24 protein-coding genes are annotated in these 23,351 nt (G+C 42.8%); 11 read left to right on the top strand and 13 right to left on the bottom strand.

Going from position 1 to position 23,351, the window contains the following annotated elements; all coding sequences use genetic code 11:
• Positions 1-10: 10 nt before the first annotated feature.
• Both AB4Z08_RS07035 and AB4Z08_RS07030 read left to right on the top strand, forming a co-directional pair.
• Positions 11-952, top strand: coding sequence for a DUF6263 family protein (locus tag AB4Z08_RS07035; protein WP_441573022.1), 942 nt, complete (start codon positions 11-13; stop codon positions 950-952).
• Entirely contained in the window at positions 952-1,296 is a 345-nt protein-coding gene (locus AB4Z08_RS07030; protein WP_441573021.1) for a hypothetical protein, read from the top strand. The genes AB4Z08_RS07035 and AB4Z08_RS07030 overlap by 1 nt, the downstream gene beginning before the upstream one ends.
• A gap of 112 nt (positions 1,297-1,408) precedes the next feature.
• Here the strand turns inward: AB4Z08_RS07030 and AB4Z08_RS07025 are convergent, their stop codons facing one another.
• Together AB4Z08_RS07025 and AB4Z08_RS07020 are read right to left on the bottom strand one after the other, a co-directional pair.
• Complete coding sequence (locus tag AB4Z08_RS07025; protein ID WP_441573020.1) at positions 1,409-2,065, bottom strand: sterol desaturase family protein; 657 nt, start codon at positions 2,063-2,065, stop codon at positions 1,409-1,411.
• Positions 2,066-2,255: 190 nt separating this feature from the next.
• Positions 2,256-3,503, bottom strand: a complete 1,248-nt coding sequence (locus AB4Z08_RS07020; protein ID WP_441573019.1) for a serine hydrolase — start codon at positions 3,501-3,503, stop codon at positions 2,256-2,258.
• 355 nt (positions 3,504-3,858) lie between these two features.
• Here AB4Z08_RS07020 and AB4Z08_RS07015 point away from each other — a divergent pair, with 355 nt between their 5' ends.
• Positions 3,859-4,872, top strand: a complete 1,014-nt coding sequence (locus tag AB4Z08_RS07015) for a fumarylacetoacetate hydrolase family protein (RefSeq protein ID WP_441573018.1) — start codon at positions 3,859-3,861, stop codon at positions 4,870-4,872.
• 2 nt (positions 4,873-4,874) lie between these two features.
• Positions 4,875-5,762, top strand: coding sequence for a flavin reductase family protein (locus AB4Z08_RS07010; RefSeq protein WP_441573017.1), 888 nt, complete (start codon positions 4,875-4,877; stop codon positions 5,760-5,762).
• A gap of 93 nt (positions 5,763-5,855) precedes the next feature.
• Here the strand turns inward: AB4Z08_RS07010 and AB4Z08_RS07005 are convergent, their stop codons facing one another.
• The 3 genes from AB4Z08_RS07005 to lysS all read right to left on the bottom strand — a co-directional run bounded on the left by AB4Z08_RS07005 (position 5,856) and on the right by lysS (position 9,217).
• Complete coding sequence (locus tag AB4Z08_RS07005; protein WP_441573016.1) at positions 5,856-6,611, bottom strand: DUF4197 domain-containing protein; 756 nt, start codon at positions 6,609-6,611, stop codon at positions 5,856-5,858.
• Between the two features lie 39 nt (positions 6,612-6,650).
• Positions 6,651-7,484 carry a universal stress protein gene (locus tag AB4Z08_RS07000; RefSeq protein WP_441573015.1) on the bottom strand — a complete coding sequence of 278 codons (834 nt, stop codon included), beginning with the start codon at positions 7,482-7,484 and terminating at the stop codon, positions 6,651-6,653.
• Between the two features lie 215 nt (positions 7,485-7,699).
• Positions 7,700-9,217 carry a lysine--tRNA ligase gene (lysS, locus tag AB4Z08_RS06995; RefSeq protein WP_441573014.1) on the bottom strand — a complete coding sequence of 506 codons (1,518 nt, stop codon included), beginning with the start codon at positions 9,215-9,217 and terminating at the stop codon, positions 7,700-7,702.
• 294 nt (positions 9,218-9,511) lie between these two features.
• Between lysS and AB4Z08_RS06990 the strand changes: the two genes are divergently transcribed.
• On the top strand, positions 9,512-11,662 hold the full coding sequence (locus AB4Z08_RS06990; protein WP_441573013.1) for a S9 family peptidase: 2,151 nt from the start codon (positions 9,512-9,514) through the stop codon (positions 11,660-11,662).
• A 1,044-nt stretch (positions 11,663-12,706) separates the two neighbouring features.
• Here AB4Z08_RS06990 and AB4Z08_RS06985 read toward each other — a convergent pair.
• From AB4Z08_RS06985 to AB4Z08_RS06970, 4 genes are all read right to left on the bottom strand, one after another.
• Entirely contained in the window at positions 12,707-13,045 is a 339-nt protein-coding gene (locus tag AB4Z08_RS06985; protein WP_441573012.1) for a tRNA-binding protein, read from the bottom strand.
• A 207-nt stretch (positions 13,046-13,252) separates the two neighbouring features.
• Complete coding sequence (gene lptC / locus AB4Z08_RS06980) at positions 13,253-13,804, bottom strand: LPS export ABC transporter periplasmic protein LptC (RefSeq protein ID WP_441573011.1); 552 nt, start codon at positions 13,802-13,804, stop codon at positions 13,253-13,255.
• Positions 13,805-13,939: 135 nt separating this feature from the next.
• Positions 13,940-15,235 (bottom strand): hypothetical protein, encoded by a 1,296-nt coding sequence (locus tag AB4Z08_RS06975; protein WP_441573010.1) that lies wholly within the window; start codon positions 15,233-15,235, stop codon positions 13,940-13,942.
• Between the two features lie 169 nt (positions 15,236-15,404).
• Positions 15,405-16,040 carry an LON peptidase substrate-binding domain-containing protein gene (locus tag AB4Z08_RS06970; RefSeq protein ID WP_441573009.1) on the bottom strand — a complete coding sequence of 212 codons (636 nt, stop codon included), beginning with the start codon at positions 16,038-16,040 and terminating at the stop codon, positions 15,405-15,407.
• 172 nt (positions 16,041-16,212) lie between these two features.
• Here AB4Z08_RS06970 and AB4Z08_RS06965 point away from each other — a divergent pair, with 172 nt between their 5' ends.
• Genes AB4Z08_RS06965 through AB4Z08_RS06955 form a run of 3 tightly spaced genes read left to right on the top strand, consistent with a single transcriptional unit; the run spans position 16,213 to position 18,883 of the window.
• Entirely contained in the window at positions 16,213-17,259 is a 1,047-nt protein-coding gene (locus AB4Z08_RS06965) for a glycosyltransferase family 4 protein (protein WP_441573008.1), read from the top strand.
• A gap of 46 nt (positions 17,260-17,305) precedes the next feature.
• On the top strand, positions 17,306-18,214 hold the full coding sequence (gene meaB / locus AB4Z08_RS06960) for a methylmalonyl Co-A mutase-associated GTPase MeaB (RefSeq protein ID WP_441573007.1): 909 nt from the start codon (positions 17,306-17,308) through the stop codon (positions 18,212-18,214).
• 3 nt (positions 18,215-18,217) lie between these two features.
• Positions 18,218-18,883, top strand: a complete 666-nt coding sequence (locus AB4Z08_RS06955) for a DNA alkylation repair protein (RefSeq protein ID WP_441573006.1) — start codon at positions 18,218-18,220, stop codon at positions 18,881-18,883.
• 16 nt (positions 18,884-18,899) lie between these two features.
• On the opposite strand, the gene AB4Z08_RS06950 is transcribed toward AB4Z08_RS06955, so the two are convergent.
• Positions 18,900-20,180, bottom strand: coding sequence for a chloride channel protein (locus tag AB4Z08_RS06950; protein ID WP_441573005.1), 1,281 nt, complete (start codon positions 20,178-20,180; stop codon positions 18,900-18,902).
• A gap of 186 nt (positions 20,181-20,366) precedes the next feature.
• Between AB4Z08_RS06950 and AB4Z08_RS06945 the strand changes: the two genes are divergently transcribed.
• From AB4Z08_RS06945 to AB4Z08_RS06935, 3 genes are all read left to right on the top strand, one after another.
• Positions 20,367-20,945 (top strand): protoglobin domain-containing protein, encoded by a 579-nt coding sequence (locus AB4Z08_RS06945; protein ID WP_441573004.1) that lies wholly within the window; start codon positions 20,367-20,369, stop codon positions 20,943-20,945.
• A 35-nt stretch (positions 20,946-20,980) separates the two neighbouring features.
• Positions 20,981-21,274 carry a DUF2024 family protein gene (locus tag AB4Z08_RS06940; protein ID WP_441573003.1) on the top strand — a complete coding sequence of 98 codons (294 nt, stop codon included), beginning with the start codon at positions 20,981-20,983 and terminating at the stop codon, positions 21,272-21,274.
• A gap of 79 nt (positions 21,275-21,353) precedes the next feature.
• Entirely contained in the window at positions 21,354-21,965 is a 612-nt protein-coding gene (locus tag AB4Z08_RS06935) for a MarR family winged helix-turn-helix transcriptional regulator (RefSeq protein ID WP_441573002.1), read from the top strand.
• Between the two features lie 4 nt (positions 21,966-21,969).
• Here the strand turns inward: AB4Z08_RS06935 and AB4Z08_RS06930 are convergent, their stop codons facing one another.
• The 3 genes from AB4Z08_RS06930 to AB4Z08_RS06920 all read right to left on the bottom strand — a co-directional run bounded on the left by AB4Z08_RS06930 (position 21,970) and on the right by AB4Z08_RS06920 (position 23,323).
• Positions 21,970-22,443, bottom strand: coding sequence for a GNAT family N-acetyltransferase (locus tag AB4Z08_RS06930; protein ID WP_441573001.1), 474 nt, complete (start codon positions 22,441-22,443; stop codon positions 21,970-21,972).
• Between the two features lie 29 nt (positions 22,444-22,472).
• The gene (locus AB4Z08_RS06925) at positions 22,473-22,688 is read right to left on the bottom strand and encodes a hypothetical protein (RefSeq protein WP_441573000.1); all 216 of its coding nucleotides are present in this window, start codon (positions 22,686-22,688) and stop codon (positions 22,473-22,475) included.
• Between the two features lie 62 nt (positions 22,689-22,750).
• On the bottom strand, positions 22,751-23,323 hold the full coding sequence (locus AB4Z08_RS06920) for a DUF420 domain-containing protein (RefSeq protein WP_441572999.1): 573 nt from the start codon (positions 23,321-23,323) through the stop codon (positions 22,751-22,753).
• Positions 23,324-23,351: the final 28 nt, after the last annotated feature.

The raw sequence follows: 23,351 nt of genomic DNA, 5'->3' as shown, positions 1-23,351 counted from the left end.
AAAAATGGTAATGAAAAGAATTTTGGGACTGATTACGATGGTAGTAACACTGGCTTTATCCGCTAAAGCACAGGAATATGTAGCCCTCACCTATACCTTTCATAAAGGAGAGTTGTTTGAACTGGAGCAGAAAAGCAGAAGTGAAACCTATATGACGGTCAACGAAATTGTACAACGTACTACCCGTGATTACAACAATATCATTACCATGGAAGTAACAGATGTACAACCTGGCAAAACCACACTCACCTTCCGATATAAAGATCTGAAATTCAACTTCAACGCTAAAAACCAGAACATCTTTGTGGATGCCAGGGTGACAAAAACGGAGGAGCCTTTCCAGGCAGGACTTAATAAAGTACTGGATCAGCCCTTTACCGTTGAAATACAGACAACCGGTATCATTAATAAAGTAGAAGGCCTCGACAATATCCTGGATAACGCCAGCAATGCTTTCAGCGCACTGAAGAAAGATGAGCAGGAAGCCTATAAAAAATTGATGAAAGACCAGTTTGGCACCACTGCCTTCCAAAGCTGGCTGGAACAACTCCTGATCATGTACCCTGCACACGGCATTAAAACCGGCACCCAATGGGAAGAAAATGTGCCTTTACGTGGGGGCCTGGTAGGCAGTATAGACCTTTACTGGAACCTGCAAACCTGGGACGCACAAACAGCGAAAATTGGTGGTACCTCCAAAATAAAAACAGATAAAGTACAAATGCTGACCCTGGAAGATGGTATTAAAGCCACCGCAGAAATCCAGGGAACTACTTCTTCCAACTACCTGGTGAACCGCAGCAGCGGATTTCCCAGCATCTGTGTACAAAACACAGATATGTCCGGTGATTATACCTACAAAGCTAATAAGGCCAAACGCATTAAACATGACCTGAAAGTGCCCGTAAAAGTAGTCACCAACGCTTCTTACAAAATAAAACAAATGAAATAATGACTGCATTGCCAGCACTATACCTGCAGGAAGCAGCAACATGGGCGCAGGAACACTTTGACATAAGTGTACCCGCTAATGTTAGTTACGAGTTACTGGAAGAAATACTGGCTAGGAAGCTGGAAATACTGATCAGTGAAAACTTTCAGCAGTTTATATTTCTCCTGTACCGGACGGATGTATCAGAAGATCGTGTAAAACAGATATTGGAAAACGCAGTAGCTACCGGGGCAGATCCGTATAAACCTATTGCTGCGCTGATCATCGAAAGGCAACTGCAAAAAATCACTTCCCGGGCCACCTATAAACAGGATAACCTGCCCGATGATGAAGAGAGATGGTGAAACAGCTGTTAGCCATTAGCTTTTAGCTTTTAGGAAATGCAGCAAAGATCATCATAATATTATCTACGCTGCATTTCCTAAAAGCTAAAAGCTAATAGCTAACAGCTAACCGCTAAAACGTCAGCTCTTTTACTTTTTCCTTGTCCTCCTTCTCTTTATCCAGGTCGAAGAAAGTTCCGAATACGTGATCCCAGACAGAAGAACTCACGCCAAACCCTCTGTCCTCACTTTTGTAGTGATGCAGGTGATGGTTGCGCCATAATGGTTTCATAAACCGGAAAGGCGGGTTCCATGCGTGGATAGCGTAGTGCATACTACCGTAAATCAGGTATCCCAGGATAAAGCCGGGGAAAAACATAAATGTGATCTGTCGCAGGAAGATATATTGCACGCCAAAAATGGCTGAAGCGAGTATCAGACTGGGTACCGGAGGCATAAATAAACGCTGTTTGTCTCTCGGATACTCATGGTGGTTCCCATGCATTACATAAATAAAGCGTTGCACTTTGGGCTTGTCGCTCGCAAAGTGAAACATAAACCGGTGCATGATATACTCAAAAAATGACCAGAAAGCCATGGCACCAATGAATATACCGAATACTGTACCGGGTGTAAAGCCTAGTGTATCATGACTATAGTAAAGCATATAGCCAATAATGGGCAAATAAAGCCCCCAGATCACCAATGGATGCGTTTTGGTAAGCATCTCCAGATACTGGCTCTCAAATAATCTTGCCTGTCCTTTGTTCTTAATCTTTTCAAACTTCATAACTCCGAATTTTAGAGTGCAGTTACGGGATATGAATAAAACCTTCCTTATAAACCCTGAGCAGCCAACTCAAAAATGATGCGCATTTTAAATATGACTACCCTATAAAAAGCAAAAATACAACGTTCATATATTATTTCGTGCATTATACTATTCTATGAGGCTATAAATAATATTTATCCCTTGCCATTTATTCTTTGTAATTAATACTGAAATTCCGCAGGTTAGGTTTGTATTTTCTCCTGCGTTGTAATTCATATTTATAAATAATTTCCCCTACTTCTTTAAAGAAGGGATAACCATCTCCCTCATATTCATATTTATTATCATTCAAAATGCCGTCACGGTTAACGTAAAGATTGCCGGTAAGCATAAACTCAATGCTATTTTTAAAATCAACAACATATGCAGCATCGGTCAGAAAGCCGTAGGACCAGCCAGCTTTATTAAATACACGTATGTATGGCGGAATGTTTTGTTTACCATCTTTGAAAAAAAAGAATTTTGTAAAACTGTTGTAATACTCTGTAGTATCATATTTAGGCCAGGAAGTTTCTGACGGATATTGTGACATATAACGGTACAAAAAACGATAATCATCTTTCGTAAGATTAAACCGCTCCTTTGCCGGCACTGAAGCAGGAAACAACACAGACTGTAACATATGCTGCAATCCGGTCAGCGGCAGGTTATTATGCCGGGTAAAATCCATCGGTAAAAATACCAGTTTATCGTCCCGGTCAAGGTAACCAACACCAATAGTTACCTGCCTGCTATAATCAAAAGACAAAGTATCATAAGCCGCTGGTTGTTCATATATCAGTTCCCCGTTCGCCACAAAACGAATGGGGTTAGTATGCCTGTTTTCCTCTTCTGTGAGTGGCATAAAACGGCGCACAATACGTACATCTTTATACCCCATTGCCCATAGCCTTTCATGAATACGCTGCTGTCCCACAAACTCATACAACCGGTTGTAGGCATCATTATCACTGATGAGGAATACTTGTTTGATATAGTGATAGATAGATGGCAGCCCATTCTGCGCCGTACTGTCGGTATACACTTTTACCTGCCCGCGCCAGGCGCTATCCGTAAGCATCGGTGTATTCCCGGTAAGCCGGGGTATATTCAGTTCATGCAGCTTTTCCAGTGCCAGCAAAGCAATAGGTAACTTCACTGTACTGGCGGGATTAAAATATTTATTCGCATCTACCTCCAGGTAATAGTTTTTAAAATGAGGTGTATTGTCCGCATCCCGGTCAATTTGTGTGTAAATCAGCTGGTAACGAAATGAATCTGGATACTGCAGAATGTGTTTTAGCGCAGGAGAGCCTTCCCTTTGCAGCAGGTTTTGCAGCATGGTATCTGTACGGGATTGCGCCTGTACAATAAAGAGATGGCTATAAAACAGCAAGAACAACAAACAGGAACGCATATACGTGGTGGTTCTGCATATAAATATAAAGCAATTACCCGGCTGCGGACAGCATTTTTCTGATCTTTTGATGGAAGTTTTGCGGATTTATTTGTCGGAGCCCATTAACTGCTTCGGGATAGGCCGCAGCTGTGTTGTCGCGCCATATCAGTTTTAGCATGGGATAACCGGCGAAACAGTGATTTTTAATGTTTGTGCGTTCAAAACGGCTGGTGTGGCCAATAAGAGAAAATAAGGCGCAACAAAGGTTTCATAGCAGGAGATTTATCTTTATTTTTTATGAAAAAATAGCCAAACCATTTAAAGGCCATTCTTATATTTGGCACTTCATACAACCAGAACAATTACCAACACCATGAAACTAGTAAGCTATTTAAGAGAGGAAACAGACCAGTTAGCCATCCTGGTAGACGGGCTGTTATACAATACCCAGGAGCTGTATCCGGATCTTCCAAATAACATGGGCATGTTCCTGATGATGTGGGAAGATGTGATTGACATTGCCAAACAGGCGGATGCGCTATTGAAAGCAGGTAAAAATCCCAGCAGTGCGATGGGTATTCCGGTGGGCAGCGTACAGCTACTTTCACCGGTACCGTTTCCTACTTCCTGCAGGGATGGATATGCTTTCCGGCAACACGTGGCTGCAGCACGACGCAACCGTAAGGTGGCCATGATTCCGGAGTTCGATCAATATCCGATTTTCTACTTCACCAACCACAATGCCATTCAGGGTCCCGGCGATATTCACTGTATGCCGGATCATTTCGAGAAACTGGATTTCGAGCTGGAAGTTGCCATCGTGATCTGCAAAGCAGGACGTAATGTTACGGCAGCGGAAGCAGATGACTATATCGGCGGCTACATGATCATGAATGATATGAGCGCACGAACCCTGCAAATGGAAGAAATGTTGCTGAATCTCGGACCTGCCAAAGGCAAGGACTTCAGTACTGTTATTGGCCCTATGCTGGTGACCCCTGATGAACTGGAATCATTAAAAATACCCGCCAAGCCTGATCATACCGGCAATAATTACGACCTGAAAATGACCTGTAAAGTCAACGGTATCACTGTGAGTGAAGGCAACATGGGCGACATGGACTGGACCTTTGCCGAAATCGTAGAACGTTGCGCCTATGGCGTAAATATTCTGCCAGGCGATATTATTGGCAGTGGTACTGTAGGCACCGGCTGCTTCCTGGAGCTAAACGGTACCGGCAAGCTGAACGACCCGGATTATACCGAACAATGGCTGCAACCCGGTGATGTAGTGGAAATGGAAGTAACCGGCTTAGGAACGCTTTCCAACACTATTGTGAAAGAAGACAGTGACTTTTCCATACTGGCGCTCAAGAAAAAAGCATAACCATGCAGATAGATCCCTCCCAGGTAAAAACCAGTGAGCTGCACGCTTATCTGCTGGGCGCCATAGCGCCCCGTCCTATCTGTTTTGCCAGCACTATAGATATAGATGGCCGGCCTAATTTGTCGCCATTCAGCTTTTTTAATGTATTTGGCGCCAATCCTCCTACATTGATATTTTCACCCGCCCGACGGGTACGCGATAATACGGTGAAGCATACACTGGAAAATGTATATGCTACCAAAGAAGTAGTGATCAATGTAGTAAGCTATGCCATGGTACAGCAGACTTCCCTTAGCAGCTGCGAATACCCGGCCGGTATCAATGAATTTGAAAAAGCCGGATTTACACCACTGGCATCTGAAAAAGTACAACCATTCCGGGTAAAAGAGAGCCCGGTGCAAATGGAGTGTATCGTAAAACAGATCATTGAAACAGGACAAGGGGGAGGAGCCGGCAATCTGGTTATATGCGAGCCGGTAATGCTACATATCAACGATAATATATTGGATGCCCAGGGCAAAATAGATCCCCATAAAATAGACCTGGTGGCCCGTATGGGAGGAGATTACTATTGCCGTGCTTCCGGTAGTGCCGTATTTGAAGTGGCAAAACCCAATACTCAACTGGGCATTGGCGTAGATGCGTTACCGTTGGCTATCCGTAACAGTCATATTCTTACAGGCAACAACCTGGGGCAACTGGGGAATGTACATGAAGTACCTGTTATTGATGCTGCTTTCTATGATGACCATCTCAAAAATATTATCCAGTATTACAGCATCACACCGGAAGAAATGGATAAAGAACTCCATCACTATGCAAAAAAGCTACTGGATGAAGGAAAGGTAGCCGCAGCCTGGCAGATACTGCTTACAGCTGTTAGCCGTTAGCTTTTAGCTTTTAGCAAATGTAGCGAGGATCATATAAAATAATCTTTGCTGCATTTGCTAAAAGCTAACAGCTAAAAGCTAAAAGCTGGTTCGCTATTTCGCTCCAAACACTTTCTTCAGCAGGTCTGTTGTTCTCGCCGCCGGATTTGCACGGATAGCTAATTCTTCTTTAGCGATCTGGTCAAACAGCGCATTTACGGCCATGGTGGTCACGTAGTCCTGCAGATCCGGATTTACTTTATTGAAGGTGGTAGGTAACTTGTTATAAGATGTTACAATATCTGAATAATAGCGGGTAGCACTGGTGCTGTCCAGTGTCTTTTTAATAACAGGCATGAAAGCCGTTTTCAGGGAATCGGTTGTTTTGCTTTTAAAGAAATCGGTAGCGGAAGTATTACCGCCTTTCACCAGGTTCAACGCATCTGTCAGGGTCATTTGCTTAATAGCGCTCACAAAGATAGGTGCTGCATAACCTACCGCTTTTTCTGCCGAACGGTTAATTTGCAGGATCGCTTTATCTACCTGGCTGCCCAATCCTATGGAGCGTAAGGTGTTACCAATCTTCACGGCATCCGGTGGCAACAATAATTTATACACATCACTACCAAAAAAACCATCTGTTTTATTCAGCTTGGCAATACCTGCAGCCACCCCTTTGGCCAGTGCTTCCTTGATGCCGCCACCAGCATCCGATTCCGTTAAGCCGGCGAGTGAAGCACCCGAATTACCCGTGCTGCTGTTTTTATTGCCGGCAGATTCCAGTTGTTTGCCGAGTTTTTTCAGGAGTTGAGCCTGACTTGCCTGCAGGCAAAAAAAGCCCAGCAGTACTAATAATGAACGTTTAAGCATAGTGTTATTATAAATATTAATATCTGTCAAAAATATAAATTATTCATGTAATGTCAACAGTGGTATATGCGTTTGGTAAGCCAGTTTTGATGTGCGGCTACGCTTAAAAATGCTTTCAAATAATCCATGTTTTTTAGGAATGGTAAGGATGATGTCCGCTTTAATTTCCTCTCCAAATTCTACAATCCCTTCAATCACATCCGGGTTATCGATAAAATGATATTCCGGGTGAAAATCTTCCAGCAGGGTATCCAGCATCAGTGTTTCAAAAGGCGTATCTGTGCTGAAATGCCGGCTTTCATGGTCAATATTAATAACGTGCAATTCCGCATTAAAAATATGTAATAGCTTTTTCAGTGGTTCCACCGGGGTGGTTTCCGCCACCTTGCGGAGGTCTGCTGCAAAAACTATTTTTTCAATGGGCTTATATTTCGCATCACCAGGCACTATCAGCACCGGATAGCTGGTATTTTTCACCACGTCAATAGTATTGGAACCTACCAATACTTCTTCCAGTTTACTGCCCCCGGTAATGCCCATTACAATAAGGTCTGCCCCCTCATTCTTACATACTTCTTCGATGGTAGCAGCCAGTAGGGTATTGTCTGCCCGGGTTACCAATGTGGTATCAGCAGATACCAATGCATGCAATTCCTTTTTCATCTTCTCAAGACCTTCCAGGCTGGCTTCTCTCAGATCGTCCGGATTTACCATGGGTATCATGGTAGGCACATCTGGAATAGGGACAATCAGCTCATATGCATGATACAATACAATGCGGGTAGTGCCCAGGCTATTGGCCAGAGAAAGGGCGTAAGTAGCAGCATTATACGCGGTATCAGAAAAATCAGTAGGTACTAAGATTGTTTTCATATGGGCTAATTTTAAGATACTAATAAGCACTTCTTAAAGTTAACGATGTGCGTTGGTATATGAACGCTTCATGAAAATTTAATGCCACTTTTTGTGGAGCTTAAAGCTGAAGGCATAAAGCAAAAAGCTATTGTAGTGAATGATCAACGCGAAAGGTTATCCGCTTTAATCAATTGCTACAATAGCTTTTTGCTTTATGTCTTCAGCCTTCGGCTCTATTTCTGCTGCTGTTCTGGTTTCATTTGCGGGAAGAACAATACATCCTGAATGGATGGCTGGTTCGTCATCAGCATAGTTAAGCGGTCTATACCGATACCAATACCGGAGGTTGGTGGCATACCATATTCCAGTGCGCGTAAGAAGTCGTAATCAATGTACATGGCTTCATCATCACCACGTTCCATCAGTTGTACCTGTTCTTCAAAACGTTCGCGCTGGTCAATTGGGTCGTTCAGCTCACTGTAGGCGTTGGCAATTTCCTTACCATTCACCATCAGTTCAAAACGTTCTACCAGACCGGCTTTGCTGCGATGTTTTTTCGTCAGCGGGCTCATTTCTACCGGGTAGTCTGTGATGAAGGTTGGCTGGATGTAGTTGCCTTCACATTTTTCGCCGAAAATTTCATCAATCAGTTTAGCCTTACCAAATTTAGGATCTACATGTAAACCTAATTGTTTGCATACCTCGCGGAGCTGTGCTTCGTCCATCGTGGAAATATCGATACCGGTATGTTCCTGTATAGCTTCATACATGGATACACGGCGGAACGGCGCTTTGAAGTCGATGGTTTTATCACCCACCTGAACAGCGGTAGTACCGTGTAAGGTAATGGCAATCTTTTCCAGCAGGGATTCTGTGGTACGCATCATCCACTCGTAATCCTTATAGGCGGCGTACATTTCCATTACGGTAAATTCCGGGTTATGGGTACGGTCCATTCCTTCATTGCGGAAATCTTTTGCGAACTCGTATACACCTTCAAAACCACCTACGATCAGGCGTTTCAGGTATAACTCATTGGCTATACGTAGATAGAGCGGCATGTCCAGTGCATTGTGATGCGTAGTAAACGGACGTGCGGTGGCTCCACCTGGAATTGGCTGCAGTATAGGCGTTTCTACTTCCAGGTAACCCAGGTTATTGTAGAAATCGCGGATAGTTTGCATGATTTTGGTGCGTTTGATAAACACCTCTTTCACTTCCGGGTTAATCACCAGGTCTACATAACGTTGACGGTATTTAAATTCCGGATCGGTTACTTCATCAAATACTTCTCCTTCCCTTTCTTTTACAATGGGCATAGGACGCAAGGATTTGGCTAGAATAGTAATTTCCTTGGCGTGAATAGAGGTTTCGCCGGTTTTGGTAATAAAGGCATATCCCTTCACTCCTATAAAGTCGCTGATATCCAGCAGTTTTTTAAATACAACATCATACAGCGTTTTGTCTTCACCAGGGCAGATATCATCCCTGCGGATATATATCTGGATACGACCTATGCTGTCCTGGATAGAGACAAATGCCGCCTTACCCATGTCGCGTACCATCATAACGCGGCCTGCCAGGCACACGTCCTGGAATTGTTCTTTTGTTTCTTCCGAATAATTGGATTTTATATTTACGGAAGTATCATTAACCGGGTACTCCGCTGCTGGGTAGGGGTCTATGCCTAAATTATGCAGCTCCTGTAATTTTTCCCGGCGTATAATCTCTTGCTCAGATAATTGTGTCATGTAGTAAGTTGTAATTGCCTGTTGGAGTGCAAAAATAGTAAAAAGGGCTGTAAGACTACAGCCCTCTTATTTTTTGACCATATCCTATGAAAACCATTTTAAAGGTAACCGCTTCCACTGCTATTTTCAGCCCCAATTACCAGGCGCGGGGAAATCTTTCATAACTGGTGGAATTTGGGCAATGAGCGGTTTTGACGAGGTGCCCGTTTGTGTAATTTGTTGGGGGGTATTTTTTAGTTATGCTTATTTTCGCCCGCTAACGACAAGAAAAAAACACCTGATACTTTACAAATTATGAGAAGCGAACAATGGTTAAAACCAACCACTATCAGTAGTGTAGCCTTATTGCTGCTGACAACCCCCTGTTTGCAGGCGCAACAAAAGCAGGATCTTACTTTTGAACAGGCTTTTAAAGGCAAAGCAACCCTTATCAGTAAGCCCCTGCCGGCCATCCGGGAATGGGCAGATGGTGAACATTACCTGGAAATGCGCCCTGATGCCGCCAATGGCCGCATGCAGGCATGGAAAGTAGATGCCCGCACCGGCAATGCCACTATTTATACCGCTCCGGTAGATGGTCCCAGTGTTGAAGTACGTGAAAAAGATGTGTTTTATAAGGCCGCAGACGGCAACAGCGTGCGTTTAACCAATGACGCAGCGGAAGAAAAAAATCCAACGCTCTCCCCGGATGGAAAATATGTGGCTTTTACCCGTAACAACGACTTATACAGCGTAGAAGTAGCATCTAAAAAAGAAACCCGCTATACCAATGACGGATCAGATGTGATCTACAATGGTTGGGCATCCTGGGTATATTATGAAGAAATCCTGGGCCGGGCAACTCATTACCGCGCCTTCTGGTGGAGCCCCGACAGCCGCAAAATTGCTTACATGCACTTTAACGATACTAAAGTACCTGTATTCCCTATCTATAGCGAGAAAGGCCAGCATGGCTATCTCGAAAATACACGCTATCCCAAGGCCGGCGACCCTAATCCTACTGTGAAAGTAGGCGTGGTACCCGTTTCCGGTGGCGCTACTGTTTGGGCCGATTTCAACGAAAATGATGATCAGTATTTTGGTACGCCCTTCTGGACAGACGATAGTCAGCAGTTGTGGATGCAGTGGATGAACCGCGGTCAGGACAATCTGAAAATATACAGCATCAACCCGCAAAGCGGCGCCAAAAAAGAAGTCTACGATGAAAAACAGAAAACCTGGATCGACTGGTTTGATGCCGTTCCTTTTGTACAAAACAACCAGGGCTTCCTGCTGCTAAGTGATAAAACAGGCTGGGCGCACCTATACTTGTATAATATGGACGGAACGCTGAAAAAGCAATTGACATCTGGCAACTGGACCGTAAAAGACGTATTACAGATAGATGATAAAAACCAACTGGTTTACTTCCTTGCCCGTAAAGAAGTTTCTACCCGTATTGACCTTTACAAGGTGAGTATGAAAACCGGTGTGATTACGCGTCTCACCAAAGGCGACTACAGCAATGTGATCAAAATAGCACCTGGTGGTAAATACTTCATTACTACCTATTCTAACCTTCAAACACCCGCGAAAATGGCGCTGGTAGATAATAACGGGAAAGTAGTGCGTGAGCTGGGTGACAGTAAAGGCGAAAAATTTGACAGCTACAACCTCGCCAAAACGGAGTTGAAAACTTATACAACCCGCGATGGTCTTACTTTACCGCTTACGATCACAATGCCCCTGCATATGGAACCGGGTAAAAAGTATCCAATCCTCATCAGTATTTATGGTGGTCCTAATGCCGGAACCGTATACGATAGCTGGAAGTTCTCCAACACCCAACAATGGTGGGCACAGGAAGGAGTAATACAGGTAGCCATCGACAACCGCAGCAGCGGACAGCTCGGCAAAATGGGGATGAACTACATTCACCGGCAGATGGGTAAATATGAAATTGAGGATTATATGGATGCCGCTACATGGCTGCGGGCGCAACCCTGGGCTGATAGCAGCAAAATATGTATGACTGGTGGCAGCTTTGGTGGTTATATGACCTGTATGGCACTTACCTATGGAGCAGACGTATTTACGCATGGTATGGCCAACTACGCCGTAACTGACTGGCACTTATATGATAGTCACTATACAGAGCGCTATATGGATACCCCGGCTGAAAACCCGGATGGCTATAAAGCTACTTCTGTAATGACTTATGCCGACAAATACAAAGGACTGATCCGTATTGTGCATGGTACCATGGATGATAATGTACACATGCAAAACTGTATTCAGCTGATCGACAAGCTGGAAAATCTCAACAAACATTTTGAATTTATGCTGTACCCAGGTGAACGTCACGGCTGGGGTGGCTTGAAAAGTGTACATTCTTCCGGTGAGTCTAACCGCTTTATATATAATCACCTGCTGAACAAGACTTATCCAACACAATTCCAGCAATAATCCCTGATATAAATTACAGCGCTACGGCCTGATATACAGCATTATCCTGTATATCAGGCCGTAATTTCATTCATCCATCTTCCGATTCAATTTCAACCTGGCTATACATCCGGAAGTAGTCATGCCCGCATCAAGTCCACCTCATCCCCACATCAAGTCCACATCAAGTCCACCTCAAGTCCGTATCAAGTCCACCTCTGCTGCAGTGATACGATACCTACTTAGCAGGTGCTAAGCATAGCATCGTTATCTGTGACGCAGGCTTTCGGGCAGCTGGCAGGCTTAGATCCGTAGCATTCTTCCTTTATTGATTGACTAACCTTTATACTGAAAACTTGCACTATCTCAAGGTTTTCAACCTGATCCATGAAAAGATAAGGAATATGGAATCCATATGGCTACGCGACAGGGCAAATGCCGATCTCAGCCATTATTTTTATTTATCTAAAAAGGTAAAATTTAAAGGAAGATAGATATGAAGCGGGAGGTGTAGAAAAAGAAACAGGGCTGCAAGACTACAGCCCCGAAAAATTTTAACCATATCTTTATTGAAAAACCTATACCAAAGGTGGCCGAATTTTATGATACTGCAGTGTCCATTCTAGTGAACGATATATTTTATCCAGTAAACGTATGAAAAGAGAAGGTGAACGTATGGGGCCTAAAAACACTTCATGATAACTTAACATATGGCCATCCAAAGCTAACATATTGGTTATCAGGGCGGATAGCTGTTTAAACATCTATTCAGGCATTTTGGACAGGCATTTGAAGAAAAAAGTAAAAAAAAAGGGTGGTAAGAATACCGCCCTTGTAATAATTTTAACCATATCCTATGAAAAACCTAGAACAAAGATATACTGTCGAATTTAGTCTTAGGTTTCATTTCCGTGAACGATGTATTATTGTTCGTAAACTGATGATAATGGTTAATGTGTTATTATATTATTTTAATAATAATATTATTAATAAATAAAATTAGATTAAATAAAAATTCATTATAAACTGATAATCAATAGTAAAAAAGAAAACTCTATTTATTACCTACGCTACACGCTGCCCATTGCTCACCTGCTTGTTCGGTTGAAGTAACACAACATCCTTATTATCGCCTACTACACCCAGTACCAGGCATTCAGACATAAAGTTGGCAATTTGCTTTGGCGGAAAATTAACCACAGCCACAATTTGTTTTCCGATAAGCTCTTCTTTACTATATAAGGTGGTGATTTGTGCCGAAGACTTTTTAATACCCAGTTCCGGTCCAAAATCTATAACGAGCTGGTAAGAAGGATTGCGGGCTTTAGGAAAGTCATTCGCCTCCAGTATGGTGCCTGCTCTTATTTCTATTTTTTCAAAATCCGGCCAATTGATAGTTTCCATTTCTGTTGGTTTGTTTGGCGAAATATAGCAAATAATGAGAAAACAGGCAGATAGTTACCATGTACCTGTTTTACACTATACATTATAACAAACTGGCATAATTATTGGCATTGCTAACCCAAATTTTAGGTTAAAAAATAGGTTAAAGCGAAAGAACCCCACCTGCAGAGGTGGGGTTCTTTCGTGTATATATATCCGTTAGTTAGATCAGTTTAATGTAGCGGTGCTGTCCTGCACCATAATAGGGCCACTCACCTTTAGAATTTTCTTGATACTGAAATCCTCGTTGGCTTCCAATCCCCATCCATGTAGGGAATCAGTAGGTGTTTTTATAAAAACTTCCTGTGTAGAGTAGAAGATCTTGCGTTTAGGATCCCAGTTCAATTCCTTGGTATCCAGTCGTTCTCCTTTCTTATTAATTACCACTACGCTATCTGATAAATATACGTAGCCTTCTTCTTCGAGATACTTACCTTTCTTCGCAGAAAGGGTACTTTCCAGCCCCAGGGTATCGTTATACATAAATACCCTCAGTCCACTATTAAAAGCTACATATGACGGGCGATCCAGGCTGCGTTCCATAGCAGGCGCCAGCAACTTTGCATTTACCTTACCACCCTGACTAAAAATGGTAATGATATCAACGCCATTTTCGGTAGCCGCTTTTTTGGAATCAAATTCCATCACCGTCTGTATATCATTCTCACAGCTACTAACGGCAATGGCTATAATAAAAAATAAGATAGTTCTTTTAATCATTTGGAGAAATAATGAGCCAAAGATAGCTATTAGCTGTTAGCTTTTAGCTATTGGTAAAATGCAGCGGAGATATAAGCGTAGTTAATATTAAAACTGCTTATACCTCCGCTGCATTTTATTTATAGCTATGTGCTTTTATTCGTATTTACGTTTTATAAACCACTTATCGCTCAGGGTAAAGCCCAATGATATGCGGTAGATATTTTCCTTTAATACTGTTTGATTATTACCGCGACGTGCTAATTCAAACGCCACATTGATCATGCTGTATTGGTTGGAGTAAGGTAAACGGCGTACCGGTAAACCCGCACCAACGGTAAAACCTGTTGTAGGCATAGTTACGCCATTTAGTTTCAGGTAGTCATTTCCGTAGTAAGCACCTAAACGGTAAGCCACTCTGTTCCAGTATCCGCTGAGTGCCATGGCGTTAGGTACAAACTGTCCGCCAATGGAAAGTTTCCAGGCATTTTGCAGTGAATCCTTCGCGCCAAAGTTGGAGTAGTTCTGCCACTGGGTAGTGTTGAAGTCCATACCGATCATCCATTTATCGAATTTGCGGAGCATGATACCTACTGCAAATTCTTCCGGATAAACAACCGTTCCTCTTTCTCCTTTCACATATTTAGCTGTATCCTGGGATGAATAATTGCCTGAATTGCCGTCAAACTGCAGTGTTTCGCTCAAAGCTTCCTGGCGGGCGTTCATATTCTGCTTCAGGCTACCGGATGCACCAAAGGTGAGGTCCATTTCTTTAGCCACTTTAGCTCTGTACTGTACACCTAACTTATAGAAAAAGCTGCTGTAGCTGGTACGGAACATTTTATGGGAAGGATAAATGCTGGCATCTGGAAAAATCAACCGGGTATTGTTCTCAATGTTACCAAAAAGGTAGCCCAGGTTTACCCCAACGCTGAAATTACCAAAGCGTACACCTGTACCGGCATACATTTGATAAAGACCGCCACTGCCTTCATACTTGTTGGTCAGCGGGTACCTCAGGGTGTCGAAAAAGGTGCCGTTAAATCCTTGCTGGATATTATAGGAAACCCTGGTTACCGGGCGTAAGCCCAGGTTCAGGCCCCATTTATTCTTAATAATGGGTATTCCCAGTTGTAAATAGGAGAGGGTACCGAAACCGGAACTGAATTTATTCCCCTGATCGCTAATCGATCTGCCTCCACCTTCAATACCAACATCGAAAGTTGTCAGCAACAAGCTGGAATAACTGGCCGGATTGATAAAGTTTACTGACTGCGGATCACTATAAGCCTGAGAAACACCTCCCATACCACGATTCACCGTGTTCTGGTTGTTATTCAGATCTCCTAATCCGTAGCGGGAATATGGTGAGTTGTCCTGTGCGATAGCCTTATTTGCCAACAGGAAGAAGCTTCCCAACAGGCAAAGAATACTGACTTTTGTCCAATGCATTTAGTTACAGAATTGAGTTTAAGCCCTTATTCCAGTGAAAATATGGGTCTGCAAATATCTACTTTTTAAGGCGGGAAGCAAAAAAAACAAAAAGCCGACCTGTTAAATGCACGTTAAAGTTCCCGGAAAAGGGGCATAGAACATAAGCCTGACAGGCATCTCCATAAAATTATAAATTATCAGCAGATAAGTTCCGGAAGTGGCCATTCAGCATCACCCGCTCCTTCAGGCGCTCCATTTCTGCCATCATGGGAATTACTTTGTGTAAATGGCGTTTCAGGTATTCCAGCCGTTGTGCTTCGTAGAAAAGGTGCAGCAGCTCATATTCCTCCTCCAGTGATAATCCGGCATGATGCGCCAGATCGTATGACAGCAGCTGGTCGTCCTCTTTTTTAAAGGTTTTATGGATCTGAAGGATGGAATGCAGTTCACGAACCCCGTGCAGCACTTCCTGTAATAACCTGGCATGGTTGCCCTCGTTATTTTCCGGGTAGTTGACAATGGCGCCGGCGTATAATTTATCCGGAATCTCCGCTACATGCTCCAGTATCCGAAAAACGCTGTCACCAGTGGTCACAAGATCCATTTCCCCGGTCTCATATATTTTTTCTACCTTTTTTATTTGTACGAGTGTTCCATATTCCATTATTTTTTTATTTATTACAACTGGAATTCCAAACGGCTTATGTTCAGCAATACAAGCAGCCACTAATTGTTTGTACCGGGGCTCAAAAACATGTAAGTTTAATTGCTCCCCCGGGTACACTACAATTCCAAGCGGAAATATGGAAATAAAATTGGTCATTAGTAGTAATTATACACAATTGGACTGACAACCAATATACGTCAGGAAGATAATTTATCCGGCAAAGGATAAAAGATAATTATCTTTTTTTCGTAAAAAGTTGTAATATCTTCGCTTAAGCATTTAGTTATATATAAATATATACCTGACAATTATTCAAACTGATTAGTATATGCCAAGATTTGTGATAGACTGTGAGAGATTGAAATATCCGAATAACGGTCTATATACTTATTGCAGCGAACTTGGCCAATCTTTGATCAAGCTGGTAGCTCCTCCCGAGGAGCTTTACTTCTATTTGCCCTCTTATAAGCAAACAATTTTTTCAGAAGAACCTCATTATAATCAAAAGGCGTGGCATAAGCTATGGATGCCCTATTCAAAAGACATCCAGGTATGGCATACCACTTATCAGTTATCAGATTATTCGCCGGAATCTCCCAGTATCAAACGGGTATTAACGATTCACGATCTTAATTTTTTATATAAACCAAATTATAAACATAGGATATCGGGACAACTGGCCAAGGTACAACGGATGATTAATAAAGCAGATCATCTTATTGCCATTTCAAATTATGTAAAACAAGATGTACTTCAGCACCTTGACATAGGAAATACCCCGTTAAGCGTGATATATAACGGGTGTGATGTAAAGTCATTCCCCTCTTTCGACAATCCGCTTTATCGCCCCAGCCGGCCATTTTTGTTTACGATAGGCACCATACTGCCGAAGAAGAACTTTCATGTAATCCCTTGCTTACTCAAGGACAACAATTATGAACTGATCATAGCCGGGAACGCGAACACCACCTACCAGAAACAAATATTGCAGGAAGCGGCCGCTTATGGTGTACAGGACCGTGTTAAAATTCTTGGCCCCATAGACGAAGAAAGCAAATACTGGTATTTCAGTAACTGTGCAGCATTTGTATTTCCTTCAATTGCTGAAGGCTTTGGTATCCCGGTAGTAGAAGCCATGCATCATGGTAAACCAGTTTTCCTATCTAATAAAACGAGCTTACCTGAAATAGGTGGCGACCTGGCCTATTACTTCGAGAATTTTGATCCCGCCTATATGCAGGACGTTTTCGCCAAAGGCATGGCACATTACGCAGCCACACAACCCATGGAAGCTATAAAAAAACATGCGGACAGTTTTAGCTGGGAAGAAATCGGAGAACAATACCTGAATATTTACCGTTCCTTGCTCGCGTAACAGGTATACCACTTATTTTTGTTGTTTAACGTTTGTAAACAGTAAAATGTATCAGCAGTATTTACCCGGACTTTTAAGCGGAGATATAAAATCACTTGCCCGTTGCATTTCCTTGGTTGAAAATGAAGCGGCAGGCTATGAACAACTGCTGGAACAACTTCCAGTCAGCAATCATACTATAGTGGTGGGCATTACCGGACCTCCGGGCGCAGGAAAAAGTACACTGGTCAACGCACTGATTACCGAATTACTGGAGCAACAGAAAAGTGTAGCCATTATTGCGGTAGACCCTTCTTCTCCTTTTAACTTCGGCGCCCTCCTTGGCGACCGGATCAGAATGAGCCAACATTTTAATCATCCACATGTATTTATCCGTTCCATGGCCAGCAGAGGCGCCTTAGGCGGATTAAGTCCCAAAATCATAGAAGTCAGTGACCTGATTAAAGCCGCCCGGTTTGACTACCTGTTTATTGAAACAGTAGGAGTAGGGCAAAGCGAAGTGGAGGTAGCGGGTGTGGCAGACACCACAATAGTAGTAGTGGTACCGGAAGCTGGTGATGAAATCCAAACCATGAAAGCAGGCTTAATGGAGATTGCAGATATTTTTATTGTGAATAAAGCCGACCGGTCCAATGCAGATATTTTTGTAAAAAATCTGCGGTTGCTGGCCCACAGCAAACATCATGGCGACTGGGAAATTCCTGTTATCAAATCGATAGCAACCAAACAGGAAGGCATACACGAAATCATAAGCGCTATTACGCTGCATCACAAAGCAATCTCTCATCAACAACAAAAACATATCCTGTTGCTGGCAGAAAAAGCGTATCAGCTGATTCAGCACCGGCGAATGAAAGATGTGGTTAAACAAGAACTACAGCAGGAAATAAAAGCGCTCCTGGCAGAAAAAACGTTTAATCTTTACCGTTATATCAGCACTAAAAGTCACGCATAATACATGCACTACCTCACCCTGCTTATCAATGCTTATACTCCTGCAGCCAATCCGGAGAACGCCCTGGCCATGAAACGATACATGCGCGATCAGTTTGAATATCTTGGTATTAAAACGCCCGACCGCCGCCTTATTAACAAAGCGCTGAAAACAACATCTGGTTTGCCCAAAGCAGCAGAAATACCTGCACTGATAAAAGCATTATGGGAAAAGCCGGAAAGAGAATATCAATATGCCGCCATTGATCTCATGCAGCAATTACACAAAGAGTGGACGTTAGATGATATACATCTTATTGAATACATGATCACACACAAATCATGGTGGGATAGTGTAGATGGCGTGGTATCCTGTTTAGCGGGTCCATGGCTTAAAAAATTTGCAACCGCTCAACCGGCAATCACCAACAAGTGGAGCAATAGCGATCATATGTGGTTGCAACGGGCAGCTATTATCTTTCAGAATGCTTATAAACAACATACAAACGAACAGCTTCTATATAAGTACGTCCTGCAGCACGCAAACTCTAAAGAATTTTTTATTCAGAAAGCCATTGGCTGGGCATTACGGGAGTATTCCAAAACGTATCCGGATAATGTACGCACGTTTGTAAACAGTCATACCCTGGCGCCACTAAGCAGGAGAGAAGCGCTCAAAAGAATTGGTTAGATGATTATCGCCATCCTTACCACGTCTGTTTTACTTCATCCGGCATATTAATGCGCTTTCTTCTGCTATATGAAGTGAGTAACGATATGCAAAATGCAATACTGCAGGCGCCCAAAACAGGTAATGCGGTATTAGCATCATGCGTTAACTCAAAAGAAAGAATAACAGCCGTAAATATGGCCCTGGAACTAGCTGCCAGCATAGCTCCCATACCTGCCAGCACCAACGTACCGGAATGTATTACAACAGCCGGAAAGATTAATTGTATGACCACGCCTATCAGTAAACCGGTAGCTCCACCAGTTATCAATACCGGTGTAATGCCGCTGCCGGTTTTATAAGCGCCTGAGAAAAAAAGCCATGCTACTAATTTAAGTATTGCCAGTGCAAAGAGGATATACAAAGTAACATGTGCCTGCAACAGATCATTTACATAATGATTGCCTGTTCCCAGTACCCTGGGAGAGATATAACCCGCAATGCCTACTATTAAAGCAGCGAAAAGCAAATACCAGCTATTGAGCTTAGTTAGCTTTCCAAACATTTTTTCTATCAGCATCGATAGTTTTGTACTCATGCTGCCCCATAAGCCAATGATGAGTCCCACTGCCATATACGCTAATAAAGCCTGTTTGTTTACAACCGGTGCAGTTGGTATACTAAACACAGGCGTTGTGCCACGCTGCAGATAACTACCTGCACCTGCCGTTATAGCTGCCAGTATTACCGGGATCATGGTGTTAAACGTAATAGCCGAAAAAAACACTTCCATTGCCAGGAATATCGCTGCTATTGGTGCTCCGAAGAGGCTACCTAATGTACTGCATGTACCTGCTACAAAAAGTATATAGCATTCTTCGGGTGTGCAAGCAAATAATTTGCCCACCCAGTTACCCAGTGCGCCGTTAAAAATCATGGCGGGAGTTTCCACTCCGAGAGGAGCGCCGGCACCAATCGCCACCGTAAGCCCGATTGCTTTTAGAAAAAAAGAACGATACCTGCTCAGCCATGTCAGTAATACAGCGCCTGCTATCGGAATGAATATGATCCAAAATCCCAGCTCATCATTTTCTGCACCACTGATATCCTTTTTTATATCTCCGAAATATGCCAATGCTGTAAGCCACTGTATTATTATACTGATCAGTTTACCTGCAAGGGCGCCTGCAGCGGCCACCAGTATTGCGGCAAAAGAAAGATACATGGATCTGGAAAAAGTCTTCACCCTTGAGGATTCGAGGTCATCAGTTAACTTTGGTATTATCCGGAAACCGCTTTTAGTGATATAGTATAACATGATGTAGCGTGGTTATAATCAATACCATCAAAGCTATAGTGTTCATCTTACAATCACAAATAAAATTATATTAATATATCAGCGCACTAACGTATAGCTGTATACGTGATTATATAATTTTTTTAGTTAGGTAACCTTATTATATTTGTAATAACCAATCCGTGACGGAAATCTAAATGAAAATGTATGAATGACGCTCTGCAGCATGGCACAGCTGGCTCAGGTAACCCCAAATCCCCACTGGATGCACAAATGATGGTCAGGCTAAAAAGAATGCTGCTATTTACAAATGACGACGAGCAATATCTGATAATGGCAGGAAATATACTGGTAGCGCATACGGAAGACATTCTGAATAACTGGTACGACTATATTCTAAAGAATAATTATCTCGCTTATTATTTTACACGGGATGGTGCGCCTGATTTGGATTATCTGCAAACGCTACGTCCACATTTCCGCAAATGGATTATTGATTTATGTACCCGGCAGGAAGGCAATTCCTGGTGGCAGTTTGAAGAACGTATTGCGGCACAACTACAGCTAAAACCTGCATCTACCGGTGATATGGAACCGCTGCCAATAGAATATTTACGTTACTTATCCACTTTTATTTATCCTGTTTCGGAAGCAGGCAGACCTTATCTGAGCCGACAAGGTCATCCGGCAACTGAAGTGGAACGCATGCAACAGGCATGGTTTAAAGCTATTAGTTTTAGTGTCTTATTATGGGTATATCCTGATATCCAACAACTCCCGTTTTAGTATAACCGTCTACGTTAGTAACAAAAGAATAGGCTATGGAAGTCGCAGTTTACGACACTTACGTTAAGAAGAAGGATGGAGGACATCTGCATTTCGACATAATAGTAAATAAGGCAACCCTTTTTGAGGAGGTATTGATATTTGGTAATGCCTACCTTCAAACCAAAAGAGGGGAGGGACTGCTTGTTTCCCATAAAGACTGTCGTTTTTCCCACATTACTGAGATAATACCGCGGTGGGAGGTACAAATTCTGCGGAAAGGATATTATATTCATGAACTGGAAGGCTGTCAGGGAAAAAAAAGGGATTTGGACAAGGAATGTCACTAATATGCTATTTCCCGCCATATATTTATATTGTACCTTGCCCCACTAACTAACTATTAAGGACAGACAGCAAGAAAAAAATATGGGGAAAGTTTCCACATTCAGCCCCGCACAGCAGGCAGAAAACACATCTAGTAAAGTAGTAGCCTCCCTGGAGCGATTATCAGAAGCCTTCCGCGTACTATTATGGCAGGAGGCCACTCAGTATGGACTTAGTCCCATACAAATTCAGGTACTTACCTTTTTACTGCATTACCCGGAGGAAAAACGTACTGTAACCACTTTGGCATCGTATTTCAACATGACCAAAGCCACCATCAGTGATGCAGTGAAATCGTTGGAACAGAAGCAATACCTGACCCGTAAAGCGAGTCCTACAGACACGCGCAGCCACACTTTACACCTGGTAAAGGAAGGACGGGCCGTTGCTAAAAAAGTAGAACAGTTCGCCAGTCCTTTAGAGGAAACGGTAGACCAGTTACCTGTTAAAGAACAGAATGGGCTACTCGAGCAGTTGATGCAACTGATCTACCAGCTTAACCAACGGGAAGTTATTTCCACACAGCCTATGTGTTTTAATTGTCAGTCGTACGCTGAGAAGAAAGGGCACTACTGTAACAAGTTGAAAATTTCTTTAAACAACGGTGGTTTAAGGGTAGATTGTCAGGTATTTGAACTTCGGGAAGAAGAGTAGGAGCTTATTGTATACGTGGTAACTGGCAGGTCATCTCATTATCTCCGGCCACAAAGCCAAATTGCTCGTATAACAAACGTCCATCCTTACTCGTATGTAAGCTTACCTTACCGGTATTACGTTCCTTTGCTTCTTCCATTAACTTTTGCAGCAAAGTTTTTGCTATGCCTTTACGCCGGAAAGCAGGAAGCGTATACACATTCAGAATATAGGCAACTTTGCCTTCAAGGTTGTGGTATAGTGGTGGCTGGTTATAAAAAACTATGCCGGCACTGGCCACTACCTTGCCTTCTGCATCAGCAAACCAGTTTACAAAGTTATTTTTGGAAAGATGTTCTGTTAAGTAAACCCTGAGATGATCCTGTAACACGACATCCTGGGAATTATCAGCCTTAGGGTAAATTTCTTTCAGAAACTGCAGCCGCAAATGCACTAACTGCGGGATATCCGTTATATCCGCCTTTCTGTAGGTAATCATAGTTTTTTTGGGTTATTCTTATTTATTTATCACGCTTCCTTATTGCTCCTCCACCATCTAAAGGCCAGGAAGCCAATAATTGCCAATGGTGTTAAAGCCAACATCAGGATACCATTATTCAAGCCTTTAGCAGGACCTTCGCCCAGCTGTTGTGCTGTTTTAGTACACAGGGAACACTGCGCCATTACTGACCCACTCATCATCATTAAAACACCTGTCAGCAAAAACAAACCTGCCTTCTTCATAGTATTATTCTTTTGATCACACAAAATTAGGCTATCTCTCCCAAAAAATACCGCTAAATATATCAGTGGTAGTAAGGGGAAATCATGATGTAAACAATCACACCAGTCACTGCCACATAAAACCAGATAGGCCAGGTAATACGGGCAATTTTACGGTGGCGTGGAATATCATTCTGAAAACCACGTAATAGGGTAAAAAGCACCAACGGAACGATGATACCGGCCAATACAATATGTGTCAATAAAAGGAAGTAATAGATATAACGTACCCCACCCAATATGGCCTTTTCCGAAGCATCTACGATACCATTGTGATCGAGGTCGCCAAAACGCGTTTCTGCTGCCAGGGCATGATAGGTAACATACGATAACAGGAAGAGTGCAGATAAACCGACTGCAATTAAATTAGCTGTTTTATGCGCTTTTACATGACCATTTTTGATAAAGTATAAACTTGCCAGCAAAAGCACAGCAGTAGCGGTATTAAGGATAGCATGGAACAACGGCAGTATCCTGATATCAAAACCAGGATGCATGTCCGGTTTGGGCAAAACAAACAATAACGCCACCAGCGCAGGGATTGCGATAGATACAATAGTAATGGGCGTATTGAGATTTTTATTTTTAAGTTCCATATCTGCTAAATATAAAGGTGAATAAGGT

It is taken from the genome of Chitinophaga sp. RAB17 (genome assembly GCF_052114225.1).
Classification (GTDB): domain Bacteria; phylum Bacteroidota; class Bacteroidia; order Chitinophagales; family Chitinophagaceae; genus Chitinophaga.
Note: the sequence above shows the minus strand (reverse complement) of the source record. Positions and strands in the feature narration are given on the sequence as shown.